15 protein-coding genes and 2 tRNA genes are annotated in these 16,539 nt (G+C 65.2%); 3 read left to right on the forward strand and 14 right to left on the reverse strand.

Features of this window, described 5'->3' with window-relative positions; translation table 11 throughout:
- Positions 1–73: 73 nt before the first annotated feature.
- Positions 74–1,786: a Stk1 family PASTA domain-containing Ser/Thr kinase gene (pknB, locus tag ITJ49_RS03085; protein WP_370544345.1), complete on the forward strand. Its 1,713-nt coding sequence runs from the start codon at positions 74–76 to the stop codon at positions 1,784–1,786.
- Positions 1,787–2,046: 260 nt separating this feature from the next.
- Here pknB and ITJ49_RS03090 read toward each other — a convergent pair whose 3' ends face one another.
- The 3 genes from ITJ49_RS03090 to ITJ49_RS03100 are packed head-to-tail and all read right to left on the reverse strand — an operon-like array spanning position 2,047 to position 3,620.
- Positions 2,047–2,685 (reverse strand): aminodeoxychorismate/anthranilate synthase component II, encoded by a 639-nt coding sequence (locus ITJ49_RS03090; protein ID WP_055964305.1) that lies wholly within the window; start codon positions 2,683–2,685, stop codon positions 2,047–2,049.
- Positions 2,682–2,843 (reverse strand): hypothetical protein, encoded by a 162-nt coding sequence (locus ITJ49_RS03095; RefSeq protein ID WP_194601180.1) that lies wholly within the window; start codon positions 2,841–2,843, stop codon positions 2,682–2,684. Before ITJ49_RS03095 ends, ITJ49_RS03090 begins: the two co-directional genes overlap by 4 nt.
- 3 nt (positions 2,844–2,846) lie before the next feature.
- Positions 2,847–3,620, reverse strand: a complete 774-nt coding sequence (locus ITJ49_RS03100) for a class E sortase (RefSeq protein WP_194601183.1) — start codon at positions 3,618–3,620, stop codon at positions 2,847–2,849.
- A gap of 72 nt (positions 3,621–3,692) precedes the next feature.
- On the opposite strand from ITJ49_RS03100, the gene ITJ49_RS03105 reads away from it, so the two are divergent.
- The gene (locus tag ITJ49_RS03105; protein WP_194601187.1) at positions 3,693–3,956 is read left to right on the forward strand and encodes a cell division protein CrgA; all 264 of its coding nucleotides are present in this window, start codon (positions 3,693–3,695) and stop codon (positions 3,954–3,956) included.
- A 229-nt stretch (positions 3,957–4,185) separates the two neighbouring features.
- Here ITJ49_RS03105 and ITJ49_RS03110 read toward each other — a convergent pair whose 3' ends face one another.
- Positions 4,186–4,866, reverse strand: coding sequence for a rhomboid family intramembrane serine protease (locus ITJ49_RS03110; RefSeq protein WP_228513902.1), 681 nt, complete (start codon positions 4,864–4,866; stop codon positions 4,186–4,188).
- A gap of 172 nt (positions 4,867–5,038) precedes the next feature.
- Positions 5,039–5,578: a peptidylprolyl isomerase gene (locus ITJ49_RS03115; RefSeq protein WP_194601191.1), complete on the reverse strand. Its 540-nt coding sequence runs from the start codon at positions 5,576–5,578 to the stop codon at positions 5,039–5,041.
- Positions 5,579–5,699: 121 nt separating this feature from the next.
- On the opposite strand from ITJ49_RS03115, the gene ITJ49_RS03120 reads away from it, so the two are divergent.
- On the forward strand, positions 5,700–6,323 hold the full coding sequence (locus ITJ49_RS03120) for a hypothetical protein (RefSeq protein ID WP_194601193.1): 624 nt from the start codon (positions 5,700–5,702) through the stop codon (positions 6,321–6,323).
- A 396-nt stretch (positions 6,324–6,719) separates the two neighbouring features.
- Here the strand turns inward: ITJ49_RS03120 and ITJ49_RS03125 are convergent.
- From ITJ49_RS03125 to dnaN, 9 genes are all read right to left on the reverse strand, one after another.
- Positions 6,720–6,792, reverse strand: a tRNA-Ala gene (locus ITJ49_RS03125).
- A gap of 74 nt (positions 6,793–6,866) precedes the next feature.
- A tRNA-Ile gene (locus ITJ49_RS03130) sits at positions 6,867–6,940 on the reverse strand.
- Between the two features lie 74 nt (positions 6,941–7,014).
- Positions 7,015–7,422 carry a DUF3566 domain-containing protein gene (locus ITJ49_RS03135; protein WP_055964288.1) on the reverse strand — a complete coding sequence of 136 codons (408 nt, stop codon included), beginning with the start codon at positions 7,420–7,422 and terminating at the stop codon, positions 7,015–7,017.
- A complete protein-coding gene (gyrA, locus tag ITJ49_RS03140; RefSeq protein ID WP_194601195.1) occupies positions 7,419–10,106 on the reverse strand; it encodes a DNA gyrase subunit A in 2,688 nt (895 codons plus the stop codon). Before gyrA ends, ITJ49_RS03135 begins: the two co-directional genes overlap by 4 nt.
- Positions 10,107–10,212: 106 nt before the next feature.
- Entirely contained in the window at positions 10,213–12,219 is a 2,007-nt protein-coding gene (gyrB, locus tag ITJ49_RS03145) for a DNA topoisomerase (ATP-hydrolyzing) subunit B (protein WP_194601196.1), read from the reverse strand.
- Between the two features lie 158 nt (positions 12,220–12,377).
- Positions 12,378–12,887, reverse strand: a complete 510-nt coding sequence (locus ITJ49_RS03150) for a DUF721 domain-containing protein (RefSeq protein WP_055964282.1) — start codon at positions 12,885–12,887, stop codon at positions 12,378–12,380.
- The gene (gene recF, locus ITJ49_RS03155) at positions 12,884–14,080 is read right to left on the reverse strand and encodes a DNA replication/repair protein RecF (protein ID WP_194601199.1); all 1,197 of its coding nucleotides are present in this window, start codon (positions 14,078–14,080) and stop codon (positions 12,884–12,886) included. The genes ITJ49_RS03150 and recF overlap by 4 nt, the downstream gene beginning before the upstream one ends.
- 46 nt (positions 14,081–14,126) lie before the next feature.
- Positions 14,127–15,017, reverse strand: a complete 891-nt coding sequence (gene gnd / locus ITJ49_RS03160) for a phosphogluconate dehydrogenase (NAD(+)-dependent, decarboxylating) (protein WP_055964276.1) — start codon at positions 15,015–15,017, stop codon at positions 14,127–14,129.
- Between the two features lie 62 nt (positions 15,018–15,079).
- Positions 15,080–16,228 carry a DNA polymerase III subunit beta gene (gene dnaN, locus ITJ49_RS03165; protein WP_055964273.1) on the reverse strand — a complete coding sequence of 383 codons (1,149 nt, stop codon included), beginning with the start codon at positions 16,226–16,228 and terminating at the stop codon, positions 15,080–15,082.
- Positions 16,229–16,539 lie beyond the last annotated feature (311 nt).

The raw sequence follows: 16,539 nt of genomic DNA on the forward strand, positions 1-16,539 counted from the left end.
CGCGCACCGGCTCCGACTCACACGGTCCCGCCCAGGTAGAATGGTCGGGACCGTGGCAGTGGGAGGGCAATTCGTGGCTGAAGGCGTGACCGAGGGGATCAGCCTCCTCGCCAACCGTTACCAGATCGGTCACCTGATCGGTCACGGCGGTATGGCCAACGTCTACATGGGCACCGACAGCAGGCTCGGCCGCCAGGTGGCGATCAAGCTGATGAAGTCGCAGCTCGCCTCCGATCCCTCCTTCCGCACTCGCTTCCGGCAAGAAGCCCAGGCGGCAGCCCGCATGGCCCACCCGACCATCGTGCGCGTCTTCGACGCCGGCGAAGAGCAGACCCGCGACTCCATGGGCAACACGGTTCTCGTGCCCTACATCGTCATGGAGTACGTCGAGGGTCGACTCCTCAAAGACATCGTCGCCGAGGGCCCCCTCGACCCCAAAGAGGCTGTCCGCGTCACCGAGGGCATCCTGACCGCCCTCGAATACTCGCACCGGGCCGGCGTCGTCCACCGCGACATCAAGCCCGGCAACGTGATGCTGACCCACACCGGCCAGGTCAAGGTGATGGATTTCGGTATCGCCCGAGCCGTCTCCGACTCGGCGGCCACGGTCGCGCAGACCACCGCAATTCTCGGCACCGCCCAATACTTCAGCCCCGAGCAGGCCCGCGGCGAGACCGTCGATGCCCGCTCCGATCTCTACTCCACCGGAGTCCTCCTCTTCGAGCTCCTGACGGGGCGACCGCCGTTCCGCGGTGACTCCCCCGTCGCCGTCGCGTACCAGCACGTCAGCGAGCCGCCCGTGCCGCCGAGCGTCATCAACCCGGCCGTGTCGCCCGCTCTCGATGCCGTCACCCTGCACGCCCTGGCGAAGAATCGCTTCGACCGGTTTCAGAGCGCCGCCGAGTTCCGCAACGACGTCGTCGACGCGGGTGCCGGCCACCTTCCGGCCCGCCGACAGCACGTCGACGTCACCTCGCCCGACACCACGCTGTTCGGAGTCAATCCGCGCGCTGCCGTCGGCTCCGAAGCGGCTCTCAAAGAGCTCGACAGCACCGACGCTAATCGGCCCTCCCGCACCCAGACCAGGCCTCCGGTTGCGTGGATCTGGGCGGGCATCGTGCTCGTCGTCATCATCGTCGTGGCCGTCGTCGTCTGGGTCGGCCGTCTCTCGCCGGTCGAGCTCCCCACCAACGCCGGCGTCGAAGTACCGATTATCTCCTCCGAGTCGTACGACGCGGGGGCTGCCGAGCTCACCAAGCTGGGCCTCGTCCCCGACCGCAACGACATCGCCAGCGACTCTGTCGACGAAGGTGACATCATCAAGACCTCGCCGGTGGCGGGCACCAACGTCGCCAAAGACGAGACCATCAGTGTCTATGTGTCGTCCGGCCCCGCGTCGGTGAATGTGCCCGACGTCTCAGGCAAGTCCACCGACGACGCCTGGTCAGAGATCACCGGTCTCGGCTTGCAACAGGGCTCCGTCAGCCAGCAAGATAGCCCGACTGTACCCGCCGGCAATGTGATCCAGACAACGCCCGAGTCGGGCACGAGTGTCGACGTCGGCAGCACGATCGACCTCGTCGTCTCGAGCGGCACCGTCGCCGTTCCCGACGTGACGGGCAAGCCCGTCGCCGACGCCATGTCGACGCTGAACACGCTCGGCCTCCAGGTGAAGACCGTCGCCGATGGCACCTGCACCGGCAACGTGGTCAAGACCCAAGACCTCCCGGTCGGCGAGCAGCCGCAGGGCTCCACGATCACGCTGACGATCTGCAGCGGCTCGTAGTACCGGGCGTTTGAGGCTCGGCTGCTCGGCTGGCGCCTTGGCCTAAACCCCCCTGTGCGGCGCAGACCCGCCCAGCCGGCCTGAACCCGCCGCCTAGGTCACGAGTGTGAGCCGATCGTGCGGGTGTATGCCGAAGAGACGGGTCTGAGCCGGTCTAGCGGGCATGCGCCGGAGACGACGGTCTGGGCCGGCCTCGCCAGCATGGGGCAGCCTCGCGGGCCCGGGTCACACCCGAGCCCGGCCAAGCCGAGCCACCGGCCCTACCCCAGGTTGACGAGCGGGCTCAAGCCCTTCGCGGCCTCGACAGCGGACGGCAGCCCGGCCACCGACAGCCAGTTGCCGACCATGCTGTAGCCACCCTCGGTGAGCACCGACTCGGGGTGGAACTGCACGCCGAACACGGGCGCGTCGCGATGCCGCAGACCCATGATGACGCCGCCGGTGGTGCGGGAGGTGACCTCGAGCACCTGGGGCACGGTGGAGTCGACGACGGCGAGCGAGTGGTATCGCGTCGCCAGGAACGGCTGGGGAACGTTGTCGTAGAACGAGCTGTCGTCGTGCTCGACCCGCGAGGTCTTGCCGTGCATCAGCTCTTCGGCGTGGGTGACGGTCGCACCCATGGCCTCGGCGATCGCCTGGTGGCCGAGGCAAACGCCGAGAAGAGGCTTGTCGACCGCGAGAGCGGCGTGGACGACGTCGACGGACACCCCGGCGGCGGCAGGAGTGCCCGGGCCGGGTGACAGCAGAACGCCGTCGTACTCGGCAATACGCGCAGCGGCCTCCCCCGCGGTGAAGGAGTCGTTGCGCACGACGTCTGTTTCGGCCCCGAGCTGGTGCAGGTAGCCGTTCAGCGTGTAGACGAAACTGTCGTAGTTGTCGATGACGAGAATGCGCGTCATGAAGAACCCACTGTCACTTCAGGCGAATCGATGAACGAGTCGGCGTACGGGAATGCCCAGGTGACCAGGGCGTAGAGAATCGCAGCGAGGAGCACGAGGAGGATGAGAACGCGAACCCACCAGGGGCCGGGGAGAACGCGCCAGAGTGCGGAGTACATACGTCAGCCCTTCACCAGCGACTTGATCTCAGACGGGGCCCCGGCCGAGAAGGGCCGCCAGGAGTCGAAGACACCGTAGGCGATGATTCGCTCGGCCGCGCTGAACTTCGGATTGCAGCTCGTCAGCGTGATGAGTCGATCGCCCGACGTTGTGTCGACCTTCGGTGCGTCGGGAACCTGCTGCAGAACCTGGATCTGGGTCGGCTGCACGTATTGCAGATTGCGGAACGTGTAGGTGTAGTAGCCGGTCTTCGTCTGCACGTAGAAGTGATCGCCCACTTTGAGCTCGGCGATATTGGCGAAGGGCGCCCCGTGCGTCGTCCGGTGGCCGGCGATCGCGAAGTTGCCCACGGCACCCGGCATCTGCGAGGAGTCGTAATGCCCGGCATCGCCCTTGTCGAGGGTTTGCGCCGTGCCCGTGCCCCCGGCGAGAGGTACGCGGTAGTCGGAGCCGAAGCGAGGCACGTAGAGCACGCCGAAGTCGACACCGTCGGCTGGCTTCGGAGTCACCTTGGGCTTGCTGCTGTCGAACGTGACGGTGTTCGATCCGACCGGCGGTGCCGCGTCGTGCAGCTGCTCGCTGATCTTGGACGCCTGATCACGAGTGCCCTGCGCGACGACGATGTCGTTGAACCACTGCTGCCAGACGATGAAGAGGAGCACGACGACGCCCGTGGTGATGAGCACCTCGCCCAGAACACCGATCACCGACGTGCGGCGCCGCTGCGAACGGCGACGGGCACGTCTGCTGGCGGCGGGCGCTTGGAAATCGGACATACCCCGATTCTACGGGCGCGAAGTTGCAACGCAGAGGCTATCCACAGACCCCCTACCGGTACACTTCTGCCCATGGCCAGAGAGAAGAAGACCACCGCGAGCACCGCGCGACCTGGCGGCACGACCGCAACCGACTCCCAGTCGAACGCCAACCAGCCGAATGCCGTCTGGTTCAAGCCCGTCATGTTCGGCTTCATGCTGCTCGGTCTCGCCTGGATCATCGTCTACTACGTCAGCCAGACCGTCTACCCCGTGCCGTCGCTCGGCACCTGGAACATCCTCGTCGGCTTCGGCATCATGTTCATCGGCTTCCTGATGACGACCCGCTGGCGCTGACGTACCGCCCAAAGTCTGACCAGTGCGGCCGGGTTGGCCCGACGCGAATCCGGCCCTGCGGCCGGTTTGATTGCGGTTTTGCCCGGATCCTTGTCATTCATAACGGGGTGTCTTACACGGGTGTAACTATCCCCAATGTGGATGAACCTGTGGATAACTCTGCCAAGCACCCGGCGAACTAGAAACGCCCCGCTCCTTATTGAGAAGCGGGGCGTTTTCGCGTGACCACCTAGGCGGCAAGCCCGACCAGTGACGCCGAACGGACCAGCAGGATCGCGAGTAGGGCGACCGCCAGCCCACCGGCCAGCAGGCGTTGCTGCATCGCCCGCGATCTATGCTGAGTGCGCATGTAGATCAGGGCCGTCAGGGCCCCGATCGCGGCGGCACCGATGTAGTTCTGCCACGGAGTACCGAAGAAGATTCCGATGACGACGTTGAGGGCGATGATCACCAGAATCTGGACTGCCTGCTCGCCGCGCGACCGCAGAATCACGTAGAACGCCCCGAAGAGGCCGAACATGGCCGCTCCGCTGATCAACACGGGCTGATAGGGGAAGAACAAAGAGGCCGCAACCTCGGCGCCCAATGCACCGAGCAGGTAAAGCCCGATGTAGCGAACCCGGCCGAGTTGCTGCTCGATCATCTGGCCGAACGCCCACAGCATGTAGACGTTGAAGGCCAGCTGGATGATCGAACTCAGACCGCCGTAGACGAAGATGCCCGTCACCATCCGCCACGGTTCGGTGAGAGCGCCCGCTCCATAGAAGAGCAGAGCGCCCTGGGCCGACGGAACGAGGCTCACCAGGAACCCGAGCACCGACAACGCCATCAGCGCATACGTGGCCGTCGGGCCGCCCGAGGTAGCGAGGCTGTTCATGCGGGTGACGACCTGAGGCCTCACCTTGGGCATGTTGCCGCGTGCCTCGCGGACGCACTCCGGGCAGTGCACTCCCACCGCGGCCGGTGTCTGGCACTGCGTGCAGATCGTCCGGCCGCACCGCTGGCAGAGAATGAAGCTCTGCCGGTCGGGGTGGCGATAGCAGAAGTTATCGGAGTTGCGCGGGATGTTCGTCACCGAAGGGTCAGACCTCGTCGATCGTGACGCTCTCGATGACGACGTCTTTCAGCGGCTTGTCGCGCGCGTCGGTGTCGACGGCCTGGATGGCGTCGACGACCTTCTTCGACTCGGGGTCGGAGACCACGCCGAAGATGGTGTGCTTGCCCTGGAGCCACGGGGTCGCGACGGTGGTGATGAAGAACTGCGAGCCGTTGGTGCCCTTGCCGCCGCGGGTGCCGGCGTTGGCCATGGCGAGGATGTAGGGCTCCTGGAAGGTGAGCTCGGGGTGGATCTCGTCGTCGAAGTTGTAGCCGGGGCCGCCGGTGCCCTGGCCGAGCGGGTCGCCGCCCTGGATCATGAAGTCGGGGATGATGCGGTGGAAGACCACGCCGTCGTAGAGGTTGTCTTTCGACACCTTGCCCGTGCTCGGGTGGGTCCACTCGATGGTGCCGGTGGCGAGGCCGGTGAAGTTGGCGACGGTCTTGGGGGCGTGGTTGCCATACAGATCGACCTTGATGGGGCCGAGGGTGGTGGTGATGGTGGCGACTGCGGTGTGCGTAGACATGTGTCCGATTCTTTCACAGCGACATGATGATTCAGTCGTCCCCCAGACATCATCCTGTGACCTATCAGGGGAGCCCGTGCCAAGATAGGCGCAACGCCGCAGGAACCATAAGGGAGAGCACATGGCCACGTCACGCAAGAGCACACGCGAACTGAAGAAGCTCCGGAGCGACGCCGCCGGCATCTGGGGTGAGCAGCGCGAGCTTCTCGGCCACGCCGGTGAATTCTGGAAGGCCGTCGGCGCCGAAGCCGCCGAGCGCGCAAAGAACGACCTGGCACCCCGAGTCAAGGCCGCCTACGACGCCCAGGTCAAGCCTGCCGTGTCGACCGGTGTCGCCAACGCCTCCGTGGCAGCCACGCACGCCAAAGACCGCCTGAAGAACGACGTGGCGCCGGCTGTGTCGGCCGCCGTGGCCTCGAGCCCGCTGGCCGAGCACATCGACCTCGACGAGCTCCTCAAGAGCGGCAAGAAGCTCAGCAAGAAGGCCAAGCGCAAGGCACTGAAGAAGGCCGCGCAGCAGGCTCGCAAGCACCCCAAGGCCACGAAGAACATCGCGAAGACGGTTCTCAAGGCCAAGAAGCTTCAGAAGAAGACGCAGAAGAATAAGGGCCTGGGCAAGGGTGGGGTCTTCCTCATCATCCTGGGCGTGGTCGGCCTCGGCGCCGTCATCTACGCGGCAGCTCAGACGCTCCGTGCCGACGACGAGCTGTGGGTTGCCGACGACGAAGACAGCCCCAAGGCCTGATCGTCGCGTCACCGCATCGAAGGTCCGCATCCCTCCGGGGGTGCGGGCCTTCGTCGTTCCCCAGGCCAGTCTCCGACCTCAGGATCCGGCGGCCCCGCCTGCCAGCTTCTGCCCCCGGGCGCACCCCGGGCCTGCCATCCCGGCCCCGCCCCTGCCCGCGAGAGTGCGCAATTGGGCCCTCCGGCGCTCCCTTGGCCCACACTTGCGTACTCTCGCCTCGCACGAGCGCAGCGAGTGCCGCGGCGAAGCCGCCAGCGAGCACGACGAGATTGGTGTGAGGTGAGCCGAAGGCAAACCGAACACACGAGAGGAGAATTGACCACTGCGGCGAAGCCGCCAGACCAGCACGATACCCACTGCGAGCCCGAGCAAAGCGAGGGCGAGTAGAACAAACTGTGGAGCCTGGGAGAATCGAACTCCCGACATCCTGCTTGCAAAGCAGGCGCTCTACCAACTGAGCTAAGGCCCCGGTCACTGACCAGGTGTTGCACCGAATGGTGCTTGGTCTTGGGGGTGTTTCTTCAGTGTCGTAAGGAGACACCGTGGGGCTAATAGGACTTGAACCTATGACCTCTTCGTTATCAGCGAAGCGCTCTAACCGCCTGAGCTATAGCCCCCTGGACCGAATAAGACAGTACCTTATTCGGCCCGATTCACTAAATCGAGTGGGGCCTCGGAGGCCCCGGCTGGATCAGTTGTTTGTGAAACCGACGAGTAGACCGCCGGTGATGCGCACGCTCAGGTTATACAGGAGCGCAGCGATGGCACCGAGGACGGTGCCGATCACGATGTTGAGGATCGCGACGACGATCGCGAACAGCATGACCTGCCCGATCGAGAGGGTGTCTTGGAGGGTGAAGCCCTTGTCGCCAAGCACCTCTTGGAGCAGCTTGTCGACGGTGTCGAAGATGCCGAGGCGCGTGAGGATGACGTACACGAGGAACGTGGCGACGACGGTGATGATGCCGAGGGCCACGGCGATCAGGAACGACAGCTTCACGGTCGACCAGAAGTCGATGTAGACGAGCTTCAGTCGAACCTGCTTTGTTCCGACTGGCTTCTTGGCTTTGCTCTGCAGTTTTTCTGCGACGCTAGTCATGCTTCGGTCGTGTCCTCTCCGGCGGTCTCACCCGTGGTGTCGGGCGATGTGTCGGTGCCCTCGACGCTGTCGGCGTCGGAGGACACTGTATCTACAGTGTCACCTTCCGCGCTGGCAGCGCCTCCGTCTACGGTCGCATCTTCGATCGCTGTCTCGTCGTCGGGCCCCTCGAGGTTCCGCTCGGTGTTGCGGGCGACGGCGATGATCCGGTCGTCGGCGGCGAACCGCGCGAAGACGACTCCCATGGTGTCGCGGCCCTTGGCCGGCACCTCGGAGACCGCGGAGCGGACGACCTTGCCGCCCGACAGGACGACCAGCACCTCGTCGTCTTCGGAGACGATCATGGCTCCGGCCAGGTCGCCGCGGGCCTCGGCCAGCTTGGCGACCTTGATGCCCAGCCCACCGCGGTTCTGGATGCGGTACTGGTCGGCGGCCGTGCGCTTCGCGTAACCGCCCTCGGTCACGACGAAGACGAATCCTTCTTCGCCGACCACCGATGCGGAAAGAAGCGAGTCGTCGTCGCGGAAGGTCATGCCCTTGACGCCGGAGGTCGAACGACCCATCGGCCGGAGTGACTCGTTCGTCGCGGTGAAGCGGAGCGACATGCCGTGACGCGAGACCAGGAGGAGGTCGTCGTGCTCGTCGACCAGCAGCGCGGACACGAGCTCGTCGCCCTCGCGCAGGTTGATGGCGATGATGCCGCCGGTGCGGTTCGTGTCGTACTCGGTGAGGGCCGTCTTCTTGATGAGACCCTCGCGCGTCGCGAGCACGAGATAGTCGGCGACCTCGTAGTCGGGGATGTCGAGCACCTGCGAGATCTCTTCGTCGGGCTGCATGGCAAGGAAGTTCGCCACGTGCTGGCCCTTGGCGTCTCGGCCGGCCTCTTGCAGCTCGTACGCCTTGGCGCGGTAGACGCGGCCTTTGGTCGTCAGGAACAGCAGCCAGTGGTGCGTGGTCGTGACGAAGAAGTGCTCCACCACGTCGTCTGCACGCAGCTGTGCACCCTTGACGCCCTTGCCACCACGGTGCTGCGAGCGGTAGCTGTCGCTCTTGGTGCGCTTGACGTAGCCGCCGCGCGTGAGCGTGACCACCATCTCCTCTTCGGGGATGAGGTCTTCGACGCTCATGTCGCCGTCGAACCCGAACATGATCTCGGTGCGACGGTCGTCGCCGAACTTGTCGGTGATGGCCTTGAGCTCCTCGCCGATGATGGTGCGCTGACGCTCCGGCTTGGCGAGGATGTCTTTGAAGTCAAGGATCTTGCGCTCGAGCTCGTCGTGCTCGTCTTGGATCTTCTGGCGTTCGAGAGCCGCGAGGCGACGAAGCTGCATGGCGAGGACGGCGTTCGCCTGGAGCTCGTCGATGTCGAGCAGGTCGATGAGACCGGTGCGGGCCTCGTCGACAGTCGGCGAACGGCGGATCAGGGCGATGACCTCGTCGAGGGCATCGAGCGCCTTGATGTAGCCGCGGAGGATGTGCGCGTCGGCCTCGGCCTTGCGGAGTCGGAACGAGGTACGACGCACGATGACCTCGACCTGGTGGTCGACCCATGCCGAGATGAAGCCGTCGAGCGGAAGCGTGCGGGGCACGCCGTCGACGATGGCGAGCATGTTCGCGCCGAAGTTCTCTTGGAGGGAGGTGTGCTTGTAGAGGTTGTTCAGCACGACCTTCGCGACGGCGTCGCGCTTCAGCACGATCACCAGACGCTGACCGGTGCGACCGGAGGTCTCGTCGCGGATGTCGGCGATGCCGGCGACACGACCCTCGCGAACAAGGTCGGCGATCTTGATCGCGAGGTTGTCGGGGTTGACCTGGTACGGCAGCTCGGTGACGACGAGGCAGGTGCGACCCTGGATCTCTTCGACGCTGACGACCGCGCGCATGGTGATCGAACCGCGACCCGTGCGGTAGGCGTCGTGGATGCCGCGAACCCCGAGGATCTGCGCTCCGGTGGGGAAGTCGGGGCCCTTGATGCGCTGCATGAGCGCCTCGAGGAGCTCTTCGCGCGTGGCCTCGGGGTTGTCGAGGTACCACTGCGCTCCCGCGGCGACCTCGCGGAGGTTGTGCGGGGGGATGTTCGTCGCCATGCCGACGGCGATGCCGACCGAGCCGTTGACGAGGAGGTTCGGGAACCGCGCCGGGAGAATGGCGGGCTCTTGCGTGCGACCGTCGTAGTTGTCTTGGAAGTCGACGGTGTCTTCGTCGATGTCGCGGACCATCTCGAGCGCGAGCGGGGCCATGCGCGTCTCGGTGTATCGCGGAGCCGCGGCGCCGTCGTTTCCCGGCGAGCCGAAGTTGCCCTGGCCGTGGGCGAGCGGGTAGCGCAGGCTCCACGGCTGGACGAGACGCACCAGAGCGTCATAGATCGCCGAGTCACCGTGCGGGTGGAAGTTGCCCATCACGTCGCCGACGACGCGGGCGCACTTCGAGAAGGCGCGATCGGGGCGGTAGCCGCCGTCGAACATCGCGTAGATCACGCGGCGGTGAACCGGCTTGAGGCCGTCGCGCACCTCGGGGAGCGCTCGCCCCACGATCACGCTCATCGCGTAGTCGAGGTAGGAGCGCTGCATCTCGAGCTGGAGGTCGACCGCTTCGATGCTGTCGCGCTTCAGCTGCGCCGCGAACTGTGCCGGCTCGACACCCTCGGGGATGCCGCCGGTGGTGTCGTCTGTCTCGTCTGCCATCAGGTGTTTTCTTTCGGTAGCCGGCCCATCGGATCCTTCGATCGGCCTGAGCGCCCCGCTCGGGGTCGCGCGTCAGTCAGAGACGCGACCCCACTCGGGGAGCGAATCAGATATCGAGGAAGCGAACGTCTTTCGCGTTCTGCTGGATGAAGTTGCGTCGGAGCTCGACGTCTTCGCCCATGAGGGTGTTGAAGATGGTGTCGGCCGCGACGGCGTCGTCGAGAGTGACCTGGCGGAGGGTCCGGGTGTCGGGATCCATGGTGGTCTCCCACAGCTCTTTGTAGTCCATCTCGCCGAGGCCCTTGTAGCGCTGGATTCCGTTATCTTTCGGAATCCGCTTGCCCTCGGCCTTGCCGGCGACCAGAAGAGCATCGCGCTCGAGGTCGCTGTAGACGTACTCGTGCGGCGCGTTCGACCACTTGATCTTGAACAGGGGCGGCATGGCCAGGTAGACGTAGCCCAGGTCGATGAGCGGACGCATGTAGCGGAAGAGCAGCGTCAGCAGCAGCGTCGTGATGTGCTGACCGTCGACGTCGGCATCGGCCATCAGCACGATCTTGTGGTACCGGGCCTTCTCGGGATCGAAGTCATCGCCGATGTCGGCGCCGAACGCCTTGATCATCGCCTGGACCTCGTTGTTGCCGAGGGCCCGGTCGAGGCGCGCCTTCTCGACGTTCAGGATCTTGCCGCGGAGGGGCAGGATCGCCTGCGTCTCGGGGTTGCGGCCCTGAACGGCAGAGCCGCCAGCCGAGTCACCCTCGACGATGAAGATCTCGCTCAGTGCCGGGTCTTTCGACTGGCAGTCTTTGAGCTTGCCGGGCATGCCGTTCGACTCGAGCACGCCCTTGCGGCGGGTCGAATCGCGGGCCTTGCGAGCGGCCATCCGGGCCTGCTGCGCCTGGATGCCCTTCTTGATGATCTCTTTGGCCTGCACCGGGTTCTTGTCGAACCAGTCGTTCAGCTGGTCGTACGCGACCTTCTGCGTGAACGACTTCGCCTCGGTGTTGCCGAGCTTCGTCTTGGTCTGACCCTCGAACTGCGGCTCGCCGAGCTTGATCGAGATGACGGCGGTGAGGCCCTCGCGCACGTCGTCACCGGTGAGACGCGCCTCTTTGTCTTTCTCTTTGTCTTTGTCGTTCGTCTTGATGAGGCCCTTGGCGATGCCGTACGAGTTGACCACCGTCGTCAGCGCGGCGCGGAAGCCCTCTTCGTGCGTGCCGCCCTCGTGCGTGTTGATGGTGTTCGCGTAGGTGTGGACGCTCTCTTGGTACGAGTAGTTCCACTGCATCGCCACTTCGAGGGCGATCTTCTTCTCGGTGTCTTCGGATTCGAACGAGATGATGTCGGGGTGGACGACGTCGACCTTCTTCGACGCGTTGAGGTACTCGACGTAGTCTTCGAGCCCCTTCTCGTACATGAAGTCGTCGCTCTTGGCCTTGGTGCCGTCGGGGGCGTCGTCGGCGACTGGGCGCTCGTCGACGAGCGTGATTCGCAGGCCCTTGTTCAGGAAGGCCATCTGCTGGAAGCGCGCACGCAGGGTCTCGTAGTCGAACTCGACGATCTCGAAAATCTCGGCGTTCGGCCAGAAGGTGATCGTGGTGCCGGTATCGGAGGCGTCTTCACCCTGGGCGAGCGGGGCGACCGGAACACCGTTGGTGAAGCTCTGACGCCAGACCGACCCCTGACGGTGCACCTCGACGTCGAGCTCGGTCGACAGCGCGTTGACGACCGACGAGCCGACACCGTGAAGGCCACCGGAGACCGCGTAGCCGCCGCCACCGAACTTGCCACCGGCGTGCAGCACGGTGAGGACGACCTCGACGGTCGACTTCTTCTCGACGGGGTGGATGTCGACGGGAATGCCGCGGCCGTTGTCGACGACGCGGATGCCGCCGTCTTCTCGCATGGTGACGTGGATGGTGTCACAGTAGCCGGCGAGTGCCTCATCGACTGCGTTGTCGACGATCTCGTAGACCAGGTGGTGGAGGCCGCGGGGGCCCGTGGAGCCGATGTACATGCCGGGGCGCTTGCGAACGGCCTCGAGGCCCTCGAGTACCTGGATGTCGCTTGCTTCGTAAGAGTGGTCGGTACCGTCAGGCGAATTCGGTGACATGCTTTGTGGGGCTCCTGCCGTTTTTCTCGTGACGCCTCCGTCACCTGCGCGAAACAGGCCTCCGGACGACCTTCCGAGTCTACCGCAGGAGGCCCTCCTCCGGGGCGAAATCGGCCCTCAGAGCGATTTTCACGAGTGGGTTGACCGATTGAGCCCTGTCAACCGTAAGTATCGCGAGGACCGCGCCCTGGAACAGATCTGGGACCGCGTTTCCAGGTGGGGGCGTTCGGGCCAAGAAAACGCATCGATTGGATGCCCGCCTCGGGGTAGGTGCCCATGATCGACGTGGTGATCTGAGCGCGCATCAGACGCAGCTGCGTCGCCCACGCCGTCGAGTCGCACTGGACGGTCAGCGTGCCATCTTCGATACCGACCGGAACGGAGTGGTCGGCGAGCTCGACCCCCACCATGTCGGGCCAGGCCGTCATCAGGTCGGACTGCGCCAGGGTGCTGTTCCAGCCGAGCTCGGTGGTCACGCCCAGGATCACGTCGGCAATCCCCTTGGGATCGCGCCCCGACGAGAACGGCTGGCTCGGCGCACCCGCCCGCGCGATACGTCGACGGGCATCTCGCGACCGGGTCGACGGATCGCCGAAGACCTTGCGAAACCGCAGGTAGACGCGTTGCGCCTCGTTGTCGTCTTTCGGCCCGGTGGGCCGCGGGCTCACTGCGACACCTCGGGAACGACTTCAGGATCCGACCCGGTCACCTGGTCGACGATGGTGCCCTTCGAGATCCGCACGGTGTGTGCAGCGAGACGCTCGGGCACGTCCTCCTCGACCGCCGCCGTGATCAGCACCTGCTCGTAGTCGGCGACTGCATCGGCCAGACGTTCGCGCCTCGACCGATCGAGCTCGGCGAACACGTCGTCGAGCACGATCACCGGATCGCCCGTCGACGAGTCGCGGCGGAGGACGGCGGCGGATGCGAGCTTGAGCGCAAGCGCGAACGACCACGATTCGCCGTGACTGGCGTAGCCGCGGGCGGGAAGGCCGTTGAGCGCCAAGAAGAGATCGTCTCGGTGCGGACCGACGAGCGTCACCCCTCGATCGAGCTCCGATCGCCGGACACGGGCGAGCGCCTCCTGGAAGACCGGCTGGATCTCCGCGGCCGGAACGGCCGCGTCGGGCTGCTCCACCGGGTCGTCATCGTCGCGAACCGTGCCGCGAATGCTCAGGACGGAACCGAGGTCGGCCGCGTGGTCGTCGCCGGCGACGGCACGGTAGGCCGCGCGCACCTCCGGCCGCAGCAGCTCGACGAGGTGTTCTCGGGACGCGATGATCTCGGATCCTAGAGTCACCAGCCGTTCGTCCCAGATGTCGAGGGTCGAGAGCTTGTCGCCCTTGAGCCCGGAGGCCCGGGCCGACTTGAGCAGGGTATTGCGCTGGCGGAGCACCCGGTCGTAGTCGGAGAGGACTCCCGCGAGGCGAGGATTGCGCGCGACGAGAAGCTCGTCGAGGAACCGCCGCCGGCCGCCGGGATCGCCGCGCACCAGCGCGAGATCTTCGGGGGCGAACAGGATGCTCGAGAAATAGCGGGGCAGCTCGCGAGGCTTGATCGCCCCGCGGTTGATCTGGGCCCGGTTCGGTGACGACCGGTTGATCTGCACCTCGGCAAGAAGCTCACGGTCGCCGCTCTCGATGCGGGCACGCACGATGGCCGAGTCGCGGCCGGCCCGAATGAGTGCCGCATCGCTCGACACCCGATGGGAACCGAGGGTGGCCAGATAGCCGAGACTCTCGACCAGGTTGGTCTTGCCCTGGCCGTTGCGGCCGACAAAGAGATTGGGCCCACGCGCGAGGGTCACTTCAGCCGACTCGTAATTGCGGAAGTCGGTCAAACTGAGGTGGAGTACTCGCACGCGGGCCCATCCGGCGCAGCTGCGCCTGCTCGAAATCGAGCGGTGGCTAGTCGGCCTTCTTGACCGCGTGGCCGCCGAACTGGTTGCGGAGGGCTGCGACGGCCTTCATCGTCGGCGATCCGTCGCCCTGGCGGGAGACGAAGCGGGCGAAGATCGAGGCGGAAATGGTCGGCATCGGAACGGCGAGCTCGATGGCATCGGCCAGGGTCCAGCGGCCCTCGCCCGAGTCTTCGACGTAGCCCGAGATCTCGTCGAACTTCGGGTCGGCCTCGAGGCCGACGACCAGGAGCTCGAGGAGCCAGGAGCGCACGACGGTGCCGCGCTGCCAGGCCTTGAAGGTGCCGGGAACGTCTTTGACGAGGTCTTTCTTCGCCTCGAGCAGCTCGAAGCCCTCGCCGTACGCCTGCATGATGGCGTACTCGATGCCGTTGTGCACCATCTTCGTGTAGTGACCGGCACCGACGGGGCCGGCGTGCACGAAGCCTTCGGCCTTGGGGCCTTCGGGGCGGAGCGCGTCGAAGATCGGCATAGCCAGCTCGATGTTTTCGTCGGAACCGCCGACCATGAGGCCGTAGCCGTTCTTCAGTCCCCAGACGCCACCGGAGACACCGGCGTCGACGTACTTGATGCCCTTTTCGCCGAGCAGCTTCTCGTTGTCGAAGTCGCTGGTCCACTTCGAGTTGCCGCCGTCGATGACCATGTCGCCCTCGGAGAGGACTTCGGAGAGCTCTTTGACGACGCCTGCGGTGATGGCGCCCGACGGGACCATGGCCCAGACGATGCGGGGAGCGGGGAGTGCGGCGGCGAGCTCTTTGAGGCTGGCGACGTCGGAGACATCGGGGTTGTGGTCGTACCCGGTCACCTCGATGTCGTGCTCGCGCAGGCGGGTGCGCATGTTGTTGCCCATTTTGCCGAGACCGATGAGGCCGATGTGCATGAGAATCCTTCGTTGAGGTGACGCGCGGCCGGTGTTCGGGAGCGCGGCGGTGGAGTGCGCGGCTAGCGCAGCAGGAGATTGGGCTGGAGGAGGTACTTGTAGCTGTCCGCACCGGGCTGATCTTTCGAGGATTGGCTCGTGATCAGTACGGGCCCCGGTTTGTTGGGGTTCTCGGTCTTAGTGAACGAGATGCGGACGAACTCCGAGTGAACGGCTCCCAGTCCGTCCAGGAGAAACTGCGGTTTCAACGAAACCACGGTGTCTTCTCCGGTCAGGAGCGCGTCGATCGACTCTGACGCCTGCGCTTGCTCGCTACCGATCGCCTCGAGGGTGAGGCCATCAATCGTGAACGTGAATCTCAAAGCTGCTTCGCGCTCGAGGACGAGCGACACACGACGGGTCGCCTCCACGAGGTCGGCGGTGTTCATCACCGCGTAGTTCTCGACCGTCTCGGGGAACAGTCGCTTGACCGGGGGGAAGTTGCCCTTGATCAGGAGCGAGGTGACGATCTTGTTGTCGGCCTGGAAGGCAATCAGCTCACGGTCGTCGGAACCCGTGATCGCCACGGAGAGCGTGGACGCATTGCCGAAGGTCTTGCCGACCTCCTGCAGGGTGCGAGCCGGTACGAGTGCGGTGAGAGTCTGGGTCGAGGCGGCAGTGCCGGGATCCCAGTCGATGCCGCGGACGGCGACGCGGTAGCGGTCGGTGGCGACAAGCGACAGGGCGTTTTCGGTGACTTCGAGCTGCACGCCCGTGATGACCGGTGTCACGTCGTCGCGGCTCGCCGCGACGGCGACCTGCGCGATGGCAAGTGAGAAAGCATCGCCGGGAACGACGCCCGACTGCTCACCGGGTGCCGGCAACGTCGGGTATTCCTCGACGGGCATGCTCAGCAACGAGAAGTTGGCCGAGCCGCAGGAGACGCTGATGCGCGTGTCTTCGGTGGTGAACGTGACCGGTGCGTTCGGAAGGCGGTTGGCGATGTCGGCGAGGAGCCGGCCGGAGACGAGGATCGTGCCGGGTTCGTCGACCTCGGCCGCGATGCTCGTCTGAGACGAGACCTCGTAGTCGAACGACGAGAGCGTGAGGCCACCCTCGTGAGCCTCGATGAGCACACCACTGAGGATCGGCAGGGTGGTTCGCTGAGGCAGCAGCTTCACAGCGAACGAGACGGCGTCGCTGAAGACGTCGCGGTTGACCTGGAACTTCACGCGGTGACCCCTATTCGAAAACTGCAGTCGATACCCGACAGAGCATGGGCCCTGCGAGTGCAGGGCTCCGCCCGTGCAAACCGTGCCCGTGCAGAGCGCTGCCCGGCGGTTAATACTGGCACAGCAATTCTCCAGGTGGTTTCGGTGTCTCCCAGGCTGCTCCGGGGTGCCGACTCATCCACAAGGTTGCTTTCTCCCTCATTCATTTCTAAGTAGGAGTAACAGTCTTAACCGTTGTGCACAGTGTGGATAACTTGTTAATAACCGCCTGGCCACTGGGAACTACATCCGTGTGAGTTGTTGATGGATTG

Origin of the sequence: Frondihabitans sp. VKM Ac-2883 (assembly GCF_015350875.1) — a bacterium.
GTDB lineage: Bacteria > Actinomycetota > Actinomycetes > Actinomycetales > Microbacteriaceae > Frondihabitans.

Bases quoted from the DNA above. Each gene is read 5' to 3' on its own strand.
- ITJ49_RS03120 (WP_194601193.1), top strand. From the start codon at position 5,700: ATGGCCACGTCACGCAAGAGCACACGCGAACTGAAGAAGCTCCGGAGC.
- ITJ49_RS03110 (WP_228513902.1), bottom strand. From the start codon at position 4,866: ATGCCCAAGGTGAGGCCTCAGGTCGTCACCCGCATGAACAGCCTCGCT.
- gyrA (WP_194601195.1), bottom strand. From the start codon at position 10,106: ATGGCAGACGAGACAGACGACACCACCGGCGGCATCCCCGAGGGTGTC.
- gnd (WP_055964276.1), bottom strand. From the start codon at position 15,017: ATGCACATCGGCCTCATCGGTCTCGGCAAAATGGGCAACAACATGCGC.
- gyrB (WP_194601196.1), bottom strand. From the start codon at position 12,219: ATGTCACCGAATTCGCCTGACGGTACCGACCACTCTTACGAAGCAAGC.
- ITJ49_RS03090 (WP_055964305.1), bottom strand. From the start codon at position 2,685: ATGACGCGCATTCTCGTCATCGACAACTACGACAGTTTCGTCTACACG.
- ITJ49_RS03100 (WP_194601183.1), bottom strand. From the start codon at position 3,620: ATGTCCGATTTCCAAGCGCCCGCCGCCAGCAGACGTGCCCGTCGCCGT.
- ITJ49_RS03115 (WP_194601191.1), bottom strand. From the start codon at position 5,578: ATGTCTACGCACACCGCAGTCGCCACCATCACCACCACCCTCGGCCCC.
- ITJ49_RS03105 (WP_194601187.1), top strand. From the start codon at position 3,693: ATGGCCAGAGAGAAGAAGACCACCGCGAGCACCGCGCGACCTGGCGGC.
- ITJ49_RS03095 (WP_194601180.1), bottom strand. From the start codon at position 2,843: ATGTACTCCGCACTCTGGCGCGTTCTCCCCGGCCCCTGGTGGGTTCGC.
- ITJ49_RS03135 (WP_055964288.1), bottom strand. From the start codon at position 7,422: ATGACTAGCGTCGCAGAAAAACTGCAGAGCAAAGCCAAGAAGCCAGTC.